The organism is Nocardia vinacea (assembly GCF_035920345.1).
Taxonomy (GTDB): Bacteria; Actinomycetota; Actinomycetes; order Mycobacteriales; family Mycobacteriaceae; genus Nocardia; species Nocardia vinacea_A.
Genome location: NZ_CP109149.1, coordinates 5,781,008 through 5,797,621 on the forward strand (window position 1 = coordinate 5,781,008; position 16,614 = coordinate 5,797,621).

A 16,614-nucleotide genomic window follows, 5' to 3' on the forward strand; every position below is an offset into this window, starting at 1 on the left:
CGCGGGCGCGGGACAGCGGTCATTGCCTCGGGGGATATTCACGTGAGCGTCGGAATCCACGCGCATTACAGTAGATGCACCATGACCGCAGCTGACCGCCCCGCCTTCTACATCACAACGGCCATCGCATACCCGAACGGTGCGCCGCACATCGGGCATGCGTACGAGTACATCTCGGCCGACGCCCTCGCCCGCTTCAAGCGGCTCGACGGTTATGACGTCTTCTTCATGACCGGGACCGATGAGCACGGGCAGAAGATGCAGCAGACCGCGGTCGCCGAGGGGGTGCCGGTGGAGGAGCTCGCCGCGCGCAACTCGGATGTGTTCGAGGCGATGGACAAGGCGCTCGACATCTCCTACGACCGCTTCATCCGCACCACCGATGACGACCACCAGGTGGCCAGCGCCGCGATCTGGGAGCGGATGCTCGTCAACGGCGATATCTACCTGGACAACTACTCGGGTTGGTACTCGGTGCGCGACGAGGCGTTCTACACCGAGGAAGAAACGACGCTGCTCGAGGACGGCACCCGGATCTCGACCGAATCGAAGACGCCGGTCACCTGGACCGAGGAGTCGAACTACTTCTTCCGGCTGTCGAACTACCAGGACAAGCTGCTAGCGCTCTACGACGAACATCCCGAATTCATCGCGCCCGCAACGGCTCGCAACGAGATGGTGAGTTATGTGAAGGCGGGTCTGAAAGACCTGTCCATTTCGCGCACCACCTTCGACTGGGGCGTGCCCGTGCCCGGACATCCCGATCATGTGATGTACGTGTGGGTGGACGCGCTCACCAACTACATCACCGGCGTCGGCTTCCCGGATACGGAATCCGTTGCGTTCCAGCGGTTCTGGCCCGCCGACGTGCACATCATCGGTAAGGACATCACCCGGTTCCACACCGTGTACTGGCCCGCGTTCCTGATGTCGGCCGGGATCGAGTTGCCGAAGCGCGTTTTCGTGCACGGGTTCCTGTACAACAAGGGCGAGAAGATGTCCAAGTCGGTCGGCAATGTCGTCGACCCGCTGGCGCTGGTCGACGAGTACGGCGTGGACGCGGTGCGCTTCTTCCTGCTGCGCGAGATCTCCTACGGTCAGGACGGCAGCTACAGCCACGAGGCGATCGTCGGACGGATCAATACGGATCTGGCCAATGAATTCGGCAATCTGGTGCAGCGCAGCCTGAAGCTGGTCGCCCGCGACTGCGGTGGTGTGGTGCCGACCCCGGGCGAATTCACCGATGCCGATCGCGCCCTGCTCGACCGTGCGAACGAGCTACTGGAGCGCTGCCGCACCGAATTCGATGCCCAGCAAATGCATTTGGCGTTGGAGGCGATCTGGCTGACGCTCGGTGAGGCCAACCGCTACTTCTCCGCGGAAGCGCCGTGGGCGCTGGCCAAGACCGGCACCGAGGAGTCGCTGGCCCGCGAGGCGACGGTGCTCTACGTGACCATCGAACTGCTACGCATCGTCGCCATCCTGGTCCAGCCGGTCATGCCCGAATCCGCCGGCAAGATCCTCGATCTGCTGGCCAGCCAGAACCGTACCTTCGCCGATATCGCGACCCGGCTGGTCGCCGGCACCCCATTGCCGGAGCCCGAAGCCGTCTACCCGCGCTACGTGGAGCCGAAGAAGTAATCAGCGGCCGACTACGCGAAGATCACTGCATTACTGAAGCGCTACCGCTCGATAAAGCGGTAGCGCTTCGGTTCGGCCGAACCTCTGGGAGGGCTACTTCCAGCGGTCGAGCAGCCGATTGATCTCGGCGGTCAGCGCCCACTGCAGCATGGGGCCGAAGGTGATGCGCCCGACGCCCTGCTCGGCGAAGACGGCCTTATCCGACTTATCGGGCAGCCCGACAGCACTGATCGGCAGCGGCAATTCGCCGGTCAGTCGGCGCATATCGGTATCGGAGTGCCGACCCGCCGGGAACAGCGAATCCGCACCCGCCGCGGCGGCCAGCCGCAGGCGCGCGATGGCGCGATCGACGCGGTCGCTCGCGTCACCGTCCTCGCGCATGAACAGGTCGGTGCGGGCATTGATGACCACGTGCACACCTGCGGCATCGGCGAACTGACGCAGGCCGTGCACAAGATCGGCGTGCTCGTGGGCGCCGCGCAACCGGCCGCCCTCGCTGTGCACCGTGTCCTCGATATTGAGGCCGATCGCGCCCGCTTCCAGCACTCCCTCGATCAGCTGCGCGGGCTCGAGGCCGTAACCGGATTCGATATCGACGGAGACCGGAACATCGACCGCGCCGGTGATCTGCCGGACGCGGGTCAACAGCTCCGCGAACGTCATCCCTTCCTTATCGCTGCGCCCGACCGAATCGGCGACCGGATGACTACCGAGGGTCAGCGCCGAAAATCCCGCCGCGACAGCGACATTCGCCGACCACGCATCCCATACCGTCGGAAAGACACCGGGATCGCCCGGGACATGCAATTCGAGAAACGCCTTCGCCTTGCTTTCCAAAGAGGTCATGACACCGATCATCGTCTCGCCCGTGATCGATAGCACTATGACACTCCCCATCCGGCAGCCCGGGAGTGTCGGCGATGGCGAGTCGCGCTATGAACTATCGCCACCGTTGCGCCGCGCGGTCAGTACCGCGTCGTACAGTTCGCGGCGGGAAACGCCGGTCTCGGCGGCCACCTGGGCGCAAGCGTCCTTGAGACGAATACCCTCGGCGGTCAACGATTCGACCTCGTCGACCAGATCGGCGGGATCGGCCGCGACGGGTTGTGCGCCTTCGAGGACGACGGTGATTTCACCACGCGCCCCTTCAAACGCCCAGGCGGCTAGTTCGCCGAGATTGCCGCGGACGACCTCCTCGTAGGTCTTGGTCAGTTCCCGGCAGACCGCGGCCCGCCGGTCGGCACCGAGCACCTCGACCGCGTCGGCCAGACAGTCGGCGAGCCGGTGCGGCGCTTCGAAAAATACGCAGGCGCGCGGCTCGTTAAGCAAGGTGCGCAACCATTCTCGACGCTGGCCGGATTTGCGCGGCGCGAATCCGTCGAAGCAGAAGCGTTCCACCGGGAGCGCGGACAATGCCAGGGCGGTGGTCACCGCCGACGGTCCCGGCAGGCAGGTGACCGGCAGCTGACGCTCGACACAGGCCACCACCATGCGATAGCCCGGATCGCTCACCGACGGCATGCCCGCATCGGTAACCAGCAGGACCGTGCTGCCGCCCTCGATCTCATCGAGCAGCGCCGGAATCTTGGCGGACTCCACGTGGTCGTCGAACCGCAGCACCCGCCCGGTGATTTCCACCTCCAGGGCCTTGGCGAGGAAGCGGGTGCGCCGGGTGTCCTCGGCCGCGACGATCTCGGCGGATCCGAGCGCCTCGCGTAGCCGCTGTGAGGCATCGCCGATCTCGCCCATCGGCGTCGCCGCCAGCACCAATCGCCCCACCTGGTCCGCCACCACGCTCCTCCGCCTCCCCGGGCCTTTTGCCGGTCGTCAGCGCCTCGAGACTTAGTCGCCGGACCGGCGGTTGGGGGCGCGACGAGTTCTGGGCGTACCCGATGAGTTACCCATGTCCTCACGAAATCAGTCGTTACCTTCGCTGGAGAAAGATTCTCTCACCATACGAAAACGAATCTCGTGCTGGGTAATCACGCCGACGTCGATACTCATCTCGTGAAACCTGGCCCGCTGCTCAGGGTGTGATTCGCGCGGCGGCGCGCTCACCGGTGCGGGTCACGGTGGCGCGCACAGCATACGATCGGGGCGTGACCCAGGTGACCGACAAGCGCGCGACCCTAGCCAAGGCCGTGCCCTCTTGGTCGAGCCCCGCGCCCCTGCGTCCATCGCCCGACTTCGGGCCGCTCGACAAGCTCCAGGGGTGGGTGGTCACCGCGGTACTCACCGCGATCGCGGCGTTGACGCGGTTCATCCTGTTGGACTATCCGACCGACGCCTACACCCCGGTCTTCGACGAGAAGCATTACGCGCCACAGGCCTGGCAGATCCTCACCGGCGGCGGCGTCGAGGACAATCCCGCATACGGGTTGGTGGTGCATCCCCCGATCGGCAAACAGCTCATCGCGGTGGGTGAGTGGATGTTCGGCTACAACGGCTGGGGTTGGCGATTCAGCGCGGCGCTGGCGGGCACGATCCTGGTGCTGCTGGTCATCCGGATCGTGCGCCGGATGGCGCGGTCCACCCTGGTCGGCGCGATCGCGGGCATTCTGCTGATCGCCGACGGACTCACCTTCGTCTCCTCGCGCATCGGCATGCTCGACATCTTCATGGGTGTGCTGGTCACCGCGGCATTCGGCTGTCTGATCGTGGACCGCGACGAGGTGCGCGCCCGAATCGCCAAGGCGGACTACGAGGGTCGAATCGATGCGAGCGAATGGGGTCCGCGACTAGGAGTGCGCTGGTGGCGCTTCGGCGCCGGTGTACTGCTCGGACTGTCCTGCGGCACAAAGTGGTCCGGGATGTACTTCATCCTCGCGTTCGGGCTGATGAGCGTCTATTTCGACGTCTCCGCGCGGCGCGCCTACGGTGTGCGTCGGCCCTGGGTCGGCACGGCGGTGCGTGATGTCGGGCCCGCGCTGTACTCGTTGGTGCTGATTCCGCTCGGGGTGTACCTGGCCAGCTACTGGGCCTGGTTCGCCAGTGAGGACGGCGTCTTCCGCTATTCGGTCGGCAATCAGGTCGGTCGCGATGGACCGTGGTCGTGGCTGCCGAATGCACTGCGCTCGCTGTGGTACTACAGCGGCGAAACGCTGCGCTTCCACGAAGGTCTGACCAATTCGGCCGGTAACCATCACCCCTGGGAATCCAAGCCGTGGACCTGGTCGATGGGGCTGCGGCCGATGCTCTACTACTACGCCGACACCGGTGTCACCGGGTGCGGTCAGACCCAGTGCGTGAAGGCCGTGATGCTCATCGGCACCCCGGCGATCTGGTGGATCGCATTCCCGGTGCTGGGCTGGATGCTGTGGCGCAGTGTGGTCCGTCGGGACTGGCGCTATGCGGCGGTGCTCACCGGATACGGCGCCGGACTCATTCCCTGGTTCTTCACCCTCGATCGGCAGATGTACTACTTCTACGCCGTGCCGCTGGCCCCGTTCCTGGTGATGGGGATCGCTCTGGTGTGCGGCGATATTCTCGGCCCGGCCCGATCGGTGCACATACCGCGAAGTCCGGCGGGCACCTATCTGCCCGCGCTGCCCAGTGAACGGCGCAGTCTCGGACTGCTCGCGGTCTGCATCTACCTCGGCCTGGTGATCGCCAATTTCATCTGGCTCTGGCCGATTCTGACCGCGTTGCCGATTACGCCCGGTAACTGGCACGACCATCTCTGGCTGCCCAGTTGGCGCTGAGGACTAACTCTCCAGAGCCGCCCTGACGTACTTCAGGGCCGCCTCGTCATCGAGACCGAGCCGTCGAATGGTGGCGACGTAATCAGTTGCGGCGCGCCCTGCCAGATCTTTCGTCGGGTCACCCGAGGACGCGATGAAAGATCCTTGCCTGCCCCGGGTTTCGACGACCCCATCGGCCTCGAGTTCCCGATAGGCACGAGCGACCGTATTCGGCGCCAGCCCGAGTTGCGCGGCCAGAGCTCGCACCGTCGGGATCTTCGTTCCCGCCGTCAACTCCCCCGAACGCACCTGCGCGATGACACCCAGCCGCAACTGCTCGTAGGGCGGAATCGACGAATCGTGGGTCACGGTAATAGTGAACATCGCACGCTCACACGTCATCTCGGGACAGCGGGCAGGACATGCACCGCGGTCCGCCACGGCCGGAACCCAATTCGGAGCCCGGGATGCGCAGCACCTCGATGCCCGCGTCCTCGAGCCGCGCATTGGTCATATCGTTGCGCTCGTAGGCGACGACCACGCCGGGCGCGAGCGCCAGCGTGTTGTTGCCGTCGTCCCACTGCTCACGTTCGGCGGTGACCACATCGAGCCCGGTATCGATGACCCGCAGCTTGCCGATGCCCATCGCATCCGCGGCCGCCGGCAGGAACGGATCGGGGCCGCGCATGCTGACCCGGGCCTGGTCGTTGCGTCCGCCGCCGAAATAGGCATCGGGCCCAGCGTCCTCGCGATGAATCGTGAACGCGCACAGCGAATCCCGGACCGCGGGATACATCACGACGGCATCGGTGTCGACCATGGTGCAAACCGTGTCCAGGTGCATGGTCGCGCGATTCTGCGCGATCGGGACGACCAGCACCGTGTGGGCGAGATCGTCGTCGAACAGACTGCGCGCCAACGCTTCCGCGCCCGCGGGCGAGGTGCGCTCGCCGACCCCGACCGCGACCACGCCGTGCGCGAGCAACAGCACATCACCGCCCTCGATCGGCGCGGTATGCGATTCGTAGGCCCGCCGCACGCCGAGGAAGCGCGGATGGAATGCGTAGATGAGATCGGTCAGCGAGGTCTCGCGCATCCGGGCGGGCAGGGCGAGTGAGGTGATCGCCACCCTCGGGCCGACCCAGAAGGACGAATCCCTGGTGAACAGCAGATTCGGCAGCGGATCGATGACGAAATCCGCACCGTGGTGCATGCGCCGTACCAGCGAGGTGTTGTCCCCCTCGAAGGGCAGTTCGTCGAAGGTCATCCCGGCCATCAGGATATTGGCCAGATCCCTGGCCCGGACGCCGCGCAGGAAGGCCGCGAGCTCGTCGGCCAGCATATGTCCGAGTTTGCGTGCGTCGACCGCGCCGGAGATGCCCTGGATGCGGGCCGCGCCGCTGACCGAGAGCGTTTCGGCGAGCAGATCGGCGAGCAGCAGCACCTCGACTCCGCGTTCGCGCAGCACCCCGGAGAAGATGTCGTGCTCCTGCTGGGCCCGCTCGACCCAGGGAATGCCGTCGAAGAGCAATTGATCGTTATTGCGCGGGGTCAGCCGCCGCAATTCGTCGCCGGGCCGGTGCAGCAGCACCGTGCGCAGGGTCCCGACCTCCGAGCTGACCGCTAGCCGACCGCCCGGATCGCCGACACCGTCCAACTCATCGTCCGCACCGCCATCGTGCCCCGCCCGCACCACGTCTGCTCCCATGATCCGACCGTAGTTCGCCGAGGGCGTAAGAGCACGCAATTGGGTGTCTCCGATTCCGACCCCAGCACACCCTAACCTGAAGTATTGTTTAGGTGAATGGAGGAGCGTGATGTCGACAACCGATTGGCGAGCGAAGGAGCTGACCCCCGGGCAGCTGTCCGAGCGTAGCGGAGTAGCGGTCTCCGCGTTGCACTTCTACGAACGCGAGGGTCTCATTTCGAGTCGTCGCACGAGTGGAAATCAACGCAGATACGCGCGCGAAACGCTGCGTCGCGTCGCCTTCATCCGCATCTCCCAGCGGGTCGGCATTCCATTGAGCGAAATCCGCGCCGCACTGGACAAACTCCCAGAAGGCCGCACCCCGACCCGGCGCGACTGGGAGACCCTGTCCACCACATGGCAGGCCGACCTCGACGACCGCATCACCCAGCTGACTCGCCTGCGCGACAACCTGACCGGCTGCATCGGCTGCGGCTGCCTGTCGCTCGGCAGCTGCCGACTGGTCAACGAACACGACCGCCTCGGCGAACAGGGACCGGGCGCCCGCGTGCTCGATGTGACGCTCAACTGCCCATCGAAGCCAGCAGCCTGCTGAACCGATCGCTGGTGCGGCGAATCACGAATTCGTAGGGGTAGGCGAATTTGCGGGCCCACCAATAGCCGAAGCGGATATCGAAAGAGGTATAGACGAGGAACCGATTGCGCTCGATACCGCGAAGGATCGCAGCCGCAACATGTTCCGGCGATGCGGCATGCTTGGTGAACGCGGTGGTGAGTCGCTTTATCCTCGGGTCTTCCCTGTCCACGCCGACCAGCTCGACGCTCTGCACCAGCGGTGTGTTCACCGCGCCGGGCACCACCAGATGCACCGAAATATCGTGGCGCCGTAGGTCGAATCGCAGAACCTCGGAAACACCGCGGATGCCGAATTTGCCCGCGCTGTAGGCGGCGTGCCATGGCAGCGCGAGGATTCCGGCCGCCGAGGAGACATTCACGAGTGCCCCACCGCGTTTCGCCCGGACCATCGGCGGCACGAAGTTCTCGATCACATGGATGGGGCCCATCAGGTTGACGTCCACCATCTTGCGCCAGTGGCGGTGCTCGAAGTTCTCGACGGTGCCCCAGATGGAGGTGCCCGCGATATTCATGACGATATCGAGGCTGCCGAATTCGGCATGCACGTCGGTGGCGAAGGCGGTGACCGCGTCGTAGTCGGTGATATCCAGGGCACGCGCGGCGAGCACGGTGCCGCCCGCCTCCTTGATGGTGCGAACCGTATCCTCGAGGCCCTCGGCATTGATATCGGTCAGCACCAGTTCGGCACCCCCGGCCGCGGATGCCACGGCGGTCGCCCGGCCTATCCCGCTCGCCGCCCCGGTGACGAGCACCTTCGCATCCCGCACTGTCTTCCTGCGCCCAAAGCCAAGCACACCGGATCCCATCTCGAATATCCCCAATCGGTTGCACGCAGGGTACGCGGCAACCGTCACGTTCCGACGTTCATACGGCCGAAGCGGGTCGGGTAGTTCGAATCGGGACGGCAGGTTACCGCCCGAGCACCGCCAGCATCCCCGCGACAGCCCGCGGCCATGTGAACTGCTCAGCCCGGCTGCGCGCTGCCTTCCGGCGACCGGCGGTCGGCATCGCGAGCACATCGGTGACCGCCTCGGCGAAGGCGGATGGGCGATCGGCGGCGACCGCGCCGCATTCGGCGGTGACGATATCGGCGAGCGCTGAGGATCGGCTGGCGACGACCGGCGTACCTGCGGCCAATGCCTCTAGTGCGGCGAGTCCGAAGGTTTCGTGCGGTCCCGGTGCCAGCGAAACATCGGCGGTAGCAAGTAGTTTCGCCACCATTGCCCGATCGGTGATGAATCCGGTGAAGTGCACCGCAGGCAGACCGCCGGTCAGCGGCGGCAAAGAACGGGCCCGACGCTCCAGGGCTTCCCGCCGCGGCCCCTCCCCCGCCACGACCAGCCGGGCCTCGATACCCGCCTTGCGCAGCGCGCCGATGGCTTCGATGCTGCGATCCACCCGCTTCTCCACCGACAATCTGCCGCAGTGCACCAGCAGCGGATGCCCTGGCACGCCTAGATCGGCGCGCAAGCGATAGTCGCGGCGACGCGGGCTGAACAGCTCCAGATCCACTCCGAGCGGCACCAGTTCGACATTGGGCGCGTCGATGCGCAGGAACTCCGCGCGCGCGAATTCCGTTGTGCAGACCACGATGTCGTAGTCATCCGCAGTCCGCCGATTGGCGATATCGGCGCATCGGCGAGCCACCGGGCCGGGCATGACCTGGCCGAGCAGTCGGTCCAGACGCTCGTGCGAGATCATTACGCTCGCCACGTCGCGGGTCCGCGCCCAGCGTCCGAATCCCCGCAGCGTCAGCCGGTCCGAAACCTCGAGCACGTCCGGCCGCAACCCGGCCAGCACATCGGCCACCCGGCGCGGATCCGCCGCCCGATAGCCTCCGGTCCACGGAATCGCCAAGGCCGGCAGGGTGATCCGCACCGCACCGGTCGGCAGGATCTCCTCGGCCCGGCGCGGTCCGGGCACGATCAGCACCACTTCGTGCCCGGCGGCAACATAGCCCTCGCCCAAGTGGTGCAAAGCGGTGCGCAGCCCACCCGACCGCGGACCGTAGAAGTTCGCCAGCTGCACGATGCGCACATCGCCGATCGTGCAGCGAATCGGGTTCCCCCCGGAACCGATGCGCCCAACACCGCATGAACACCCGTGAAAGACCCTGCTAACGGGTATCGGGTTCGCACCACACTCGGATGCACTTCCGAGATTTCGCGCACCCAATCCCTGGTGCGATCACCATCCGCGACCCAGCGTCGGCTCCTGGTCATGGCCGAGCGTTTCGATCAGCAGTCACGGACCGGGTGTGCCGGTCACGCGCGCGTGGTGCCCCGGCCCGCCCTGGGCAGATCGAGATCCAGCGGGATGCGCCCGACGGCCAGATGCGCCTCGACCTCGTCGGCGGGCATCGGCCGCGCGATCAGAAACCCTTGCGCCCGATAGCAACCCAGCCCGACCAGGGTCCGCGCGGCCACCGGCGTCTCGACGCCTTCCCCGACCACACCGAGTCCGAACGACCCGGCCAACCCGATAATGGATTTCACGATCGCCAGATCATCGGTGCTCGCGCCGAGGCGCTGCACGAAGCCGCGGTCGATCTTCACCGCGTCGACCGGAAGCGCCTTCAGATGCGAGAGCGAGCTGTATCCGGTGCCGAAATCGTCGATGGCGATCTGCACGCCCATTCGCTTGAGTCCGCGCAGCGTGACCTGGGTGCGCGCCAGATCCTGCACGACCACGTGTTCGGTGATCTCCAGACAGACCGAACTGCCGTCGATCCCGAACAGCCGCAGAATATCCTCGATCCGCTCCACGAAATCCAGGCTGACCAGCTGAACCGGCGAAACATTGATCCGCATCACCACATTCGCCGCCAGCCCCCGCCTGCGCCATTCGGCGAATTGAGCACAGGCCGAGCGGATCACCCAGCGCCCCAGCTCACCCGCGAGATTGGTGGCCTCGGCAACTGTGACGAACGCACCGGGCGGCAGCAGTCCCCTGGTCGGATGTAACCAGCGCACCAGCGCCTCCAGCGCCACCACCCGGCCGGTGCGCAGATCGACCTCGGGCTGATAGTGCAGCAGCAGCGAGCCGTCGGAGACCGCGCCACGCAGATTCAGCTCCACATCGTCCTGCAGTTCGAACTGCGCGCGCATGGCGTCGGTGAAGACCGCGACACCGTTGCCGCCGCCCGATTTCGCCGACAGCAGCGCGTGATCGGCCCGGCGCAGCACATCCGCGACCGTGGTCTCCCCCGGAACACCCACCGCGACACCGACGCTGGCGCCGCGGCTGACCGATTCCCCGCCGACGGTCACCCGCCGTCCGATGAGCTGCTGAATCCGCGTCGCCTCCAATTCGGCCGCCACCGCATCCATCGGTTTGGCCGGCACGATGACGAATTCGTCGCCGCCGAGTCGGGCGATCATGTCATTGGAATCGAGATTCTCCCGCAATCGCGAGGAGAGCGTGCGAATGAAGTTGTCCCCCGCGGTATGTCCGAGAAAATCGTTGAGCGCTTTGAGCCGGTCGAGATCGAGGAAGAAGGCGGCAACCGGGCCGGGACTTCCCTGTCTGAGCCGCTCCTCCATATGTTCGAGCAGCGCCCGCCGGTTCGCCAACCCGGTCAGATCGTCGTGCAGGGCGATATAGCGCAATCGTTCCTCGGCCACGACGCGCGCCTGCAACTGGGCGAAGAGTGCGGCGATCGCCTTGAGCACGTTCAGTTCCCGGGTGCTCCAGTCGCGATCGCCCTGTTTGATGAATCCCAGCACGCCGGTCGACTCGCCGCGCGACAACAGCGGCACCGCAGCCATCGCGACCTGCGGAATACCCGACGAACGCCGGATAGTCTCCTGATAATCGGCGGATTGCTGGGACGGCCGCACAATGATCGGCTCGGTCGCGTGTTCCAATTCCCGGAATACCGAGTCGGCGTGCTCGAAATGCACGATCTTCAGCGGGTCCGGATCCGGTATGTCACCACGGTGCGGCCACTCCGCGATGAGCACGGTCGCCCGCTGCTCTCTATCGGTATGGCGTAGATAGCTGAAATCGACATCGAAATGCTCGACCAACCTGGCCAGCACGCGTTCACTCGCCGCCACCATCGTTGTGGCGTCGACGCCCATCAACTCGGAGGCGACCTGGGTCACCAATGAGTCGAGCGTTCGCCGAGGCACCCTATCTCCGATCGCGCTAGCTGCGGTTGCCCGCGCCCGGCACTGGAAGCCGCCTGCTGCGGACCGTGGCTGCTGCCGCATAGCTCAGGCGAAGCACCAATGCCATGATCTCATGCCCAGGCACTCCCAGCAGGTCCAGGAAACGGCCCTGAAGTGACGTAAGTGTATCCGCGAAATCCGGTGAAATCCCTTTCAGCTCGTCGGGGTGCCGCGCATAAAGGAACAAAGGCGAGACCGGTTGCACCGCAAGACCGAGCCGTTGCGCCGCGATCCAGACCCGCTGCACGGCCGCGCCGCCGCCGGCGTAGTCGGCAAGTGATACCGACTCTGCTCCGGATCGACGCGGAAAAGTTATCGCGAGCAGCGCCGAACTCGACAGCACGCGATCGCGGCTGTACTCGCCGAGCGCGGTCCCGCCGGACCATTCGCGCAGCCGATCCATGACATCCGAGCGCTGCCCGATCTGAATTTTGGCCTGCTCGTCGGCGGCCAATTCCATACTCCGGATATCGATCCCGGTGCGCGGATCCTCGCCGGGCCAGCGCAGTTCGCCGAACATCTCCTGATGCAGACGTGGAGTCAGATAGCGAATGCGATCGGATTCGCCCACCAGCGCGGCCGCGGCGGCGAGCTCATCGGGTGCGGTGATGGCATGGACCGCCGCATCAGTGGCGGCCGCGTCCAGGGCAGGTAGGACATGATCGGCTAGCGGCGCGCCCGCGCCGAGGTGTCGGTTCGTCTCGCGGGTCAGCGTGGCCGGATAGTCCGCGGCCAGTGCGGCATCGGTGCCGTTGCCGAGGTGTAGCACCGCTGAAAATGGGGTGGAGTTGTTCTCGATGAACTCGTGCGCGCCGAGTATGCCGTGCGCGGCGGCCGCGGCGCGGGCGTTGTAGAGCGCCGCGCCGATCGATACCGCGCTGGCGCGATAGCCGATATCCAGTGCCGACGAGCGGGTTCGGACGAGATCGATGCGCAGCTCGTCGCCATCGACCCGCAGGTACCACGGTTGGGTATTGCCGCCCGACGGCGCCCGCTGCGCGGATTCGAGGACCTTCTCGACGGCGGACCCGTGCGGGTCCGGAACACCGCCTTCGGGCACCGGAAATTCGTCGGACACCTTCTCGCACACCGGCTCCGGTTCGGCCAGCTCGTCGAGACCACGCTCCAGATCGAACCGGGTCCGGCCCGAGGACAACTTGTGCCCGAGCCCGACCCGGCGCACCGCCGCCGCCACGATGGCCGCGCCCAGCTGTACGTCACCGCCGAGTTGCGGCCAGGTGGTCACGGTTTCGTCGATCTCGACCAGACTCGCCGCCATCCGCGCGGATAGCTCTTTCGGGTCGAGAATCCGCATGACGTGCGGCGCCTTGTCCTTGGTGGACAACCCGCGCAGATCCGCGCCTACCGTCGCGCCGAGCAGACCGTGGAACGTCGGACGGTCCGGTTCCAGGTCGTAGCGCTCGACATCGAGCAGGCCGCGATCGCTGGTATCCATCAACAGCGGAAGGCGGTGTCGGCGTGCACCTTCCCGGACGGCGAACTTGATATCGAGCGAATCGCATTCCTCGACGACCAGCGACAACCCGTGCAGGAATGCGTCGACGCTGTCCTCGTCCACGCCCGCGGTGGCGACCTCGACCGGCAGATACGGATCGAGTTCGGCGATCCGACGTGCGGTCACGATGGATTTGTTCACACCGATATCGAAGATCCCGCCGGGCACCCGATTCAGATTCGACAGCTCGATATCGTCGAAATCAGCCAGGCGCAATAAGCCGCAGGTGCCTTCCAGGGCCAATGTGTAAGCGACAGCGTGCCCGACGCTCTGTCCGACCACCCCGATCGCGAGACCGGCGCAACGCTCCTGTTCGGCGCGGGTGAGCTTGTTCTGGTTGCGGTCCAATCGAATTGCCCGAAATGTCTTTTCACCGGGCAAACCGACGAGCGTGCGCCGCCACGGGTAATAGACCCAACGGTCCGTTTCCGGCCCACCGAGATCCGCCGGCGGCCGACGCACCTTGGCGAGTTCGGCGCGCAGCACATCACGCAGGTCGAGAATGCGGACCTGCGGCGATTTCCGTAATTGCACGAGGATCCGTGCGTCGTCGGTGGCATTTTCATCGAGAATCAGCGGGCGGTGGTCCGCGGTGAGCTCACCGTTCATGCCTGCGCCAATCCTCCGATCCCTGATCCAGGCGCTCGACCATGCGGCGACAGCCAGGCATCGAGTGCCGCACGCTCCAGCGCAGTCAACGAACTCTGCAATTTGGTGGCTAATGACCGATATGTCCGGTCATCCCACCACATCGGAATGGTCCGATAGCGGTCGTCAGGATAGGGCACCGCCAGTATCCGATCGGCGACATACCCACCGCTCGAGCGGTACAGACCGATATTTCGCGTGGCAGTGGTGACGAAACCGAACCTGGCATCGAGCAGCCGGGCGGCGTGCACGACACAGCGAGAGACCGCTGCGGCAAGCGCGGCACGATGCTCGGCCGCTCGGGAGACCCAGACCGCTTTCACCTCGACCACACCTTCCGGTATCCGGTCGGCAACCATCGCGCGCAACTCGGCGGCACCGGGTCGACCAGCCCAGGCGCGTAATGCGTGCACTTCGTCGGCCACGCCATAGGGCCCCTGCGCCCGCAATCCCGCGACGACCACGCCGGACGGATCCACGGCCGCGAAGAACAACGACGTCGAACGGCCGTCGACAACGCTGTCGTATTCCAAAGCGTGATCAACACCGTAATGCCGGTAAACCTGCAGCGCACCGCGCAGATATCGGCGCCACAGATCGGGATGAGCCTGCGGAGTGGCGACATGAAAGACATATCCGGAATGCATGTCGCGAAACCGCAACACCTCGGCATCGCGTGTGCCCCCCGGGCCGACTGCGATTGTTTCGACAGTCATGGTGTTCCTACTCCGTTTGCTACCGCACATCTGCACGGTCATCGAGCCGGCCTGACCGACTCGCCAGACGGCTCGCCGATCGGTTGAGTTTGCCTAGGGCAGTATCCGTCATACGACAAGAATTGACCAGATATCTGGTTAATCTTCCGAAAACTAATAGTCGGTAGCCAAATTACCGCAGGTCAGACCCCTCGAACATGCCGTCGAATAGATCGTGGAGACCAGTCGGTACTGACGCAGCTAATATGCCGCAATCTCAGACCAGGATGGAGATGAACAGTTCGACCGACTCCGGCCCACGCCAGATCTCGATTTCCTCCCGGTACGCACGGGTGATCTCAGCGGATGCCGTCGCATCGTCGACCTGGGCCCACACATCCTCGACCGGATCGTGGTAATCCCCGTTCGGCTCGAACCGGGCGTAGACCCCCTTGGGCACCTTGACCAGTACGTCACCGACCGGAACCGCACCCGGATCGGAGTACTCGAAGCACACGACGGCGTTGTAGTTCCCGGCCGGATCCGGCACGTACACCGTGTACATCGGCTGGTCCGCGCCCGCGCGGTCACGCAGCCGATCCTTGAGGAATTCGATCAGGTCGCTATTGCTGACCTTGAAGCTCGGACGTACCCGCGGCACCACCAGACCGCCATAGATGGCCTCGCGGCGCACCACGATCGCGTATGTCATCGCGCCTCGACCGCCAGGTAGAGATCGATCTTGTAGGCGTGCGGATAACACTCGAAATCGCCGGTGTAGGTGCGTCTTATCTGGCTGTGTTCCTCGGCATAGGCGATCTGCGTCCACAGGTCCGTCATCACCTGCGGGAAGTTACCGACCGAGGAGAACCTGGCATAGGTGCCGCGCGGTAGCCGCGCCACCAGGTGGCCGCGGGTGACCTCGCCGAAGGATACGCACTCATAGCCGACGATCTGCGTGTTGTAGGTGCCGAGTTCACCGGAGTAGTCGGTGTAGGCGCTGGCCAGTTGACCGCCGAGTTCCTGATGCAGTACTGCCGCCCACGCGGCCTCGAGGTCGTGGTCACGCAGTTCCCCGAGCGCACGTTTCGGGCTGCGCACCGGGAGCCCGGCAACCCACGTTTCGTCTCGCTCGACGATTTCAAACTGCATGGAAAGACTCTTTCGAGGTGAACCCGGGGGCGGTGCCCGCATCCGGTCGGTCAGAAAGGCCATGCTATCAACTCGACCGCGTGGTCCGGCTCACATGTCCGCGTCGTTATGCACACCCCACCGCCGCGCTGAACTGGTCGTGCGACCTGTACGCAAACCAGTGGCTATCGATGCATAGTGGACATGATCGTCTCGTCTATCGCTGATCATGCGGCATCCCGACACAACGAACGGAGTTCAGATGACTGCAGGCGCGATCTATGACGAATTGGACAGGCGCGCGGCACAAGTGGCCGATCAGGTCATCACGTGGCGGCACCATCTGCATCGGGATCCCGAGCTGTCAAACCGGGAGTCGAATACCGCCGCGCTCATCGCCGATCATCTGCGCTCGCTGAAGCTGGACGAGGTGCGCACCGGCATCGCCGGCGTGCTACGCGGCGGCATGGACGGCGACCGGACGATCGCGCTGCGCGCCGATATCGACGCACTGCCGGTACCCGACCTGTGCGGTGTCGATTTCGTATCGAAGGTCGTGGACAACGACTATCCGGCGGACCGTTCCCGGTCTCGCACGCCTGCGGCCACGACTGCCACACCTCGATGCTGATGGGTGCCGCCTCGGTGCTGACCGGCGTGCGCGATCGGCTGCCGGGAACGGTGCTCTATGCCGACGACGGCCCGCTGGTCACCGGTGTGCGGCTGCACGCGCACGTCGCCCATGACCACCTGACCGGCCTGCTCGCGCCGATATGACCTGCGGCAC

General features: G+C 65.3%; 16 protein-coding genes. 5 read left to right on the top strand and 11 right to left on the bottom strand.

The window, feature by feature from the left end:
- The first annotated feature begins 54 nt into the window (after positions 1-54).
- The gene (metG, locus tag OIE68_RS26470; RefSeq protein ID WP_327101815.1) at positions 55-1,641 is read left to right on the top strand and encodes a methionine--tRNA ligase; all 1,587 of its coding nucleotides are present in this window, start codon (positions 55-57) and stop codon (positions 1,639-1,641) included.
- Positions 1,642-1,734: 93 nt separating this feature from the next.
- Here metG and OIE68_RS26475 read toward each other — a convergent pair whose 3' ends face one another.
- Positions 1,735-2,487 (bottom strand): isocitrate lyase/phosphoenolpyruvate mutase family protein, encoded by a 753-nt coding sequence (locus OIE68_RS26475; protein ID WP_327093790.1) that lies wholly within the window; start codon positions 2,485-2,487, stop codon positions 1,735-1,737.
- Between the two features lie 87 nt (positions 2,488-2,574).
- Positions 2,575-3,432: a 16S rRNA (cytidine(1402)-2'-O)-methyltransferase gene (rsmI, locus tag OIE68_RS26480; RefSeq protein WP_327093791.1), complete on the bottom strand. Its 858-nt coding sequence runs from the start codon at positions 3,430-3,432 to the stop codon at positions 2,575-2,577.
- A 308-nt stretch (positions 3,433-3,740) separates the two neighbouring features.
- Between rsmI and OIE68_RS26485 the strand changes: the two genes are divergently transcribed.
- Entirely contained in the window at positions 3,741-5,342 is a 1,602-nt protein-coding gene (locus OIE68_RS26485; RefSeq protein WP_327093792.1) for a dolichyl-phosphate-mannose--protein mannosyltransferase, read from the top strand.
- Between the two features lie 3 nt (positions 5,343-5,345).
- On the opposite strand, the gene OIE68_RS26490 is transcribed toward OIE68_RS26485, so the two are convergent.
- Both OIE68_RS26490 and arcA read right to left on the bottom strand, forming a co-directional pair.
- Entirely contained in the window at positions 5,346-5,705 is a 360-nt protein-coding gene (locus OIE68_RS26490) for a GntR family transcriptional regulator (protein ID WP_040695379.1), read from the bottom strand.
- 7 nt (positions 5,706-5,712) lie between these two features.
- The gene (gene arcA / locus OIE68_RS26495; protein ID WP_327093793.1) at positions 5,713-7,029 is read right to left on the bottom strand and encodes an arginine deiminase; all 1,317 of its coding nucleotides are present in this window, start codon (positions 7,027-7,029) and stop codon (positions 5,713-5,715) included.
- A 109-nt stretch (positions 7,030-7,138) separates the two neighbouring features.
- Here arcA and soxR point away from each other — a divergent pair, with 109 nt between their 5' ends.
- Positions 7,139-7,624, top strand: a complete 486-nt coding sequence (gene soxR / locus OIE68_RS26500) for a redox-sensitive transcriptional activator SoxR (protein ID WP_327093794.1) — start codon at positions 7,139-7,141, stop codon at positions 7,622-7,624.
- On the opposite strand, the gene OIE68_RS26505 is transcribed toward soxR, so the two are convergent.
- The 7 genes from OIE68_RS26505 to OIE68_RS26535 all read right to left on the bottom strand — a co-directional run bounded on the left by OIE68_RS26505 (position 7,593) and on the right by OIE68_RS26535 (position 15,848).
- Complete coding sequence (locus OIE68_RS26505) at positions 7,593-8,471, bottom strand: SDR family oxidoreductase (protein WP_327093795.1); 879 nt, start codon at positions 8,469-8,471, stop codon at positions 7,593-7,595. The genes soxR and OIE68_RS26505 overlap by 32 nt on opposite strands.
- Positions 8,472-8,574: 103 nt before the next feature.
- On the bottom strand, positions 8,575-9,702 hold the full coding sequence (locus OIE68_RS26510) for a glycosyltransferase (protein WP_327093796.1): 1,128 nt from the start codon (positions 9,700-9,702) through the stop codon (positions 8,575-8,577).
- Positions 9,703-9,929: 227 nt separating this feature from the next.
- Positions 9,930-11,747 (bottom strand): putative bifunctional diguanylate cyclase/phosphodiesterase, encoded by a 1,818-nt coding sequence (locus OIE68_RS26515; protein WP_327101816.1) that lies wholly within the window; start codon positions 11,745-11,747, stop codon positions 9,930-9,932.
- Positions 11,748-11,814: 67 nt separating this feature from the next.
- Complete coding sequence (locus tag OIE68_RS26520; protein ID WP_327093797.1) at positions 11,815-13,962, bottom strand: Rv1355c family protein; 2,148 nt, start codon at positions 13,960-13,962, stop codon at positions 11,815-11,817.
- A complete protein-coding gene (locus OIE68_RS26525; protein WP_327093798.1) occupies positions 13,959-14,717 on the bottom strand; it encodes a hypothetical protein in 759 nt (252 codons plus the stop codon). Before OIE68_RS26525 ends, OIE68_RS26520 begins: the two co-directional genes overlap by 4 nt.
- A 256-nt stretch (positions 14,718-14,973) precedes the next feature.
- Positions 14,974-15,408 carry an effector binding domain-containing protein gene (locus OIE68_RS26530; protein WP_327093799.1) on the bottom strand — a complete coding sequence of 145 codons (435 nt, stop codon included), beginning with the start codon at positions 15,406-15,408 and terminating at the stop codon, positions 14,974-14,976.
- On the bottom strand, positions 15,405-15,848 hold the full coding sequence (locus OIE68_RS26535) for a GyrI-like domain-containing protein (protein ID WP_327093800.1): 444 nt from the start codon (positions 15,846-15,848) through the stop codon (positions 15,405-15,407). The genes OIE68_RS26530 and OIE68_RS26535 overlap by 4 nt, the downstream gene beginning before the upstream one ends.
- Before the next feature lie 241 nt (positions 15,849-16,089).
- Between OIE68_RS26535 and OIE68_RS26540 the strand changes: the two genes are divergently transcribed.
- Together OIE68_RS26540 and OIE68_RS26545 are read left to right on the top strand one after the other, a co-directional pair.
- Positions 16,090-16,458 carry a hypothetical protein gene (locus OIE68_RS26540; RefSeq protein ID WP_327093801.1) on the top strand — a complete coding sequence of 123 codons (369 nt, stop codon included), beginning with the start codon at positions 16,090-16,092 and terminating at the stop codon, positions 16,456-16,458.
- A complete protein-coding gene (locus OIE68_RS26545) occupies positions 16,452-16,604 on the top strand; it encodes a hypothetical protein (protein WP_327093802.1) in 153 nt (50 codons plus the stop codon). Before OIE68_RS26540 ends, OIE68_RS26545 begins: the two co-directional genes overlap by 7 nt.
- Positions 16,605-16,614: the final 10 nt, after the last annotated feature.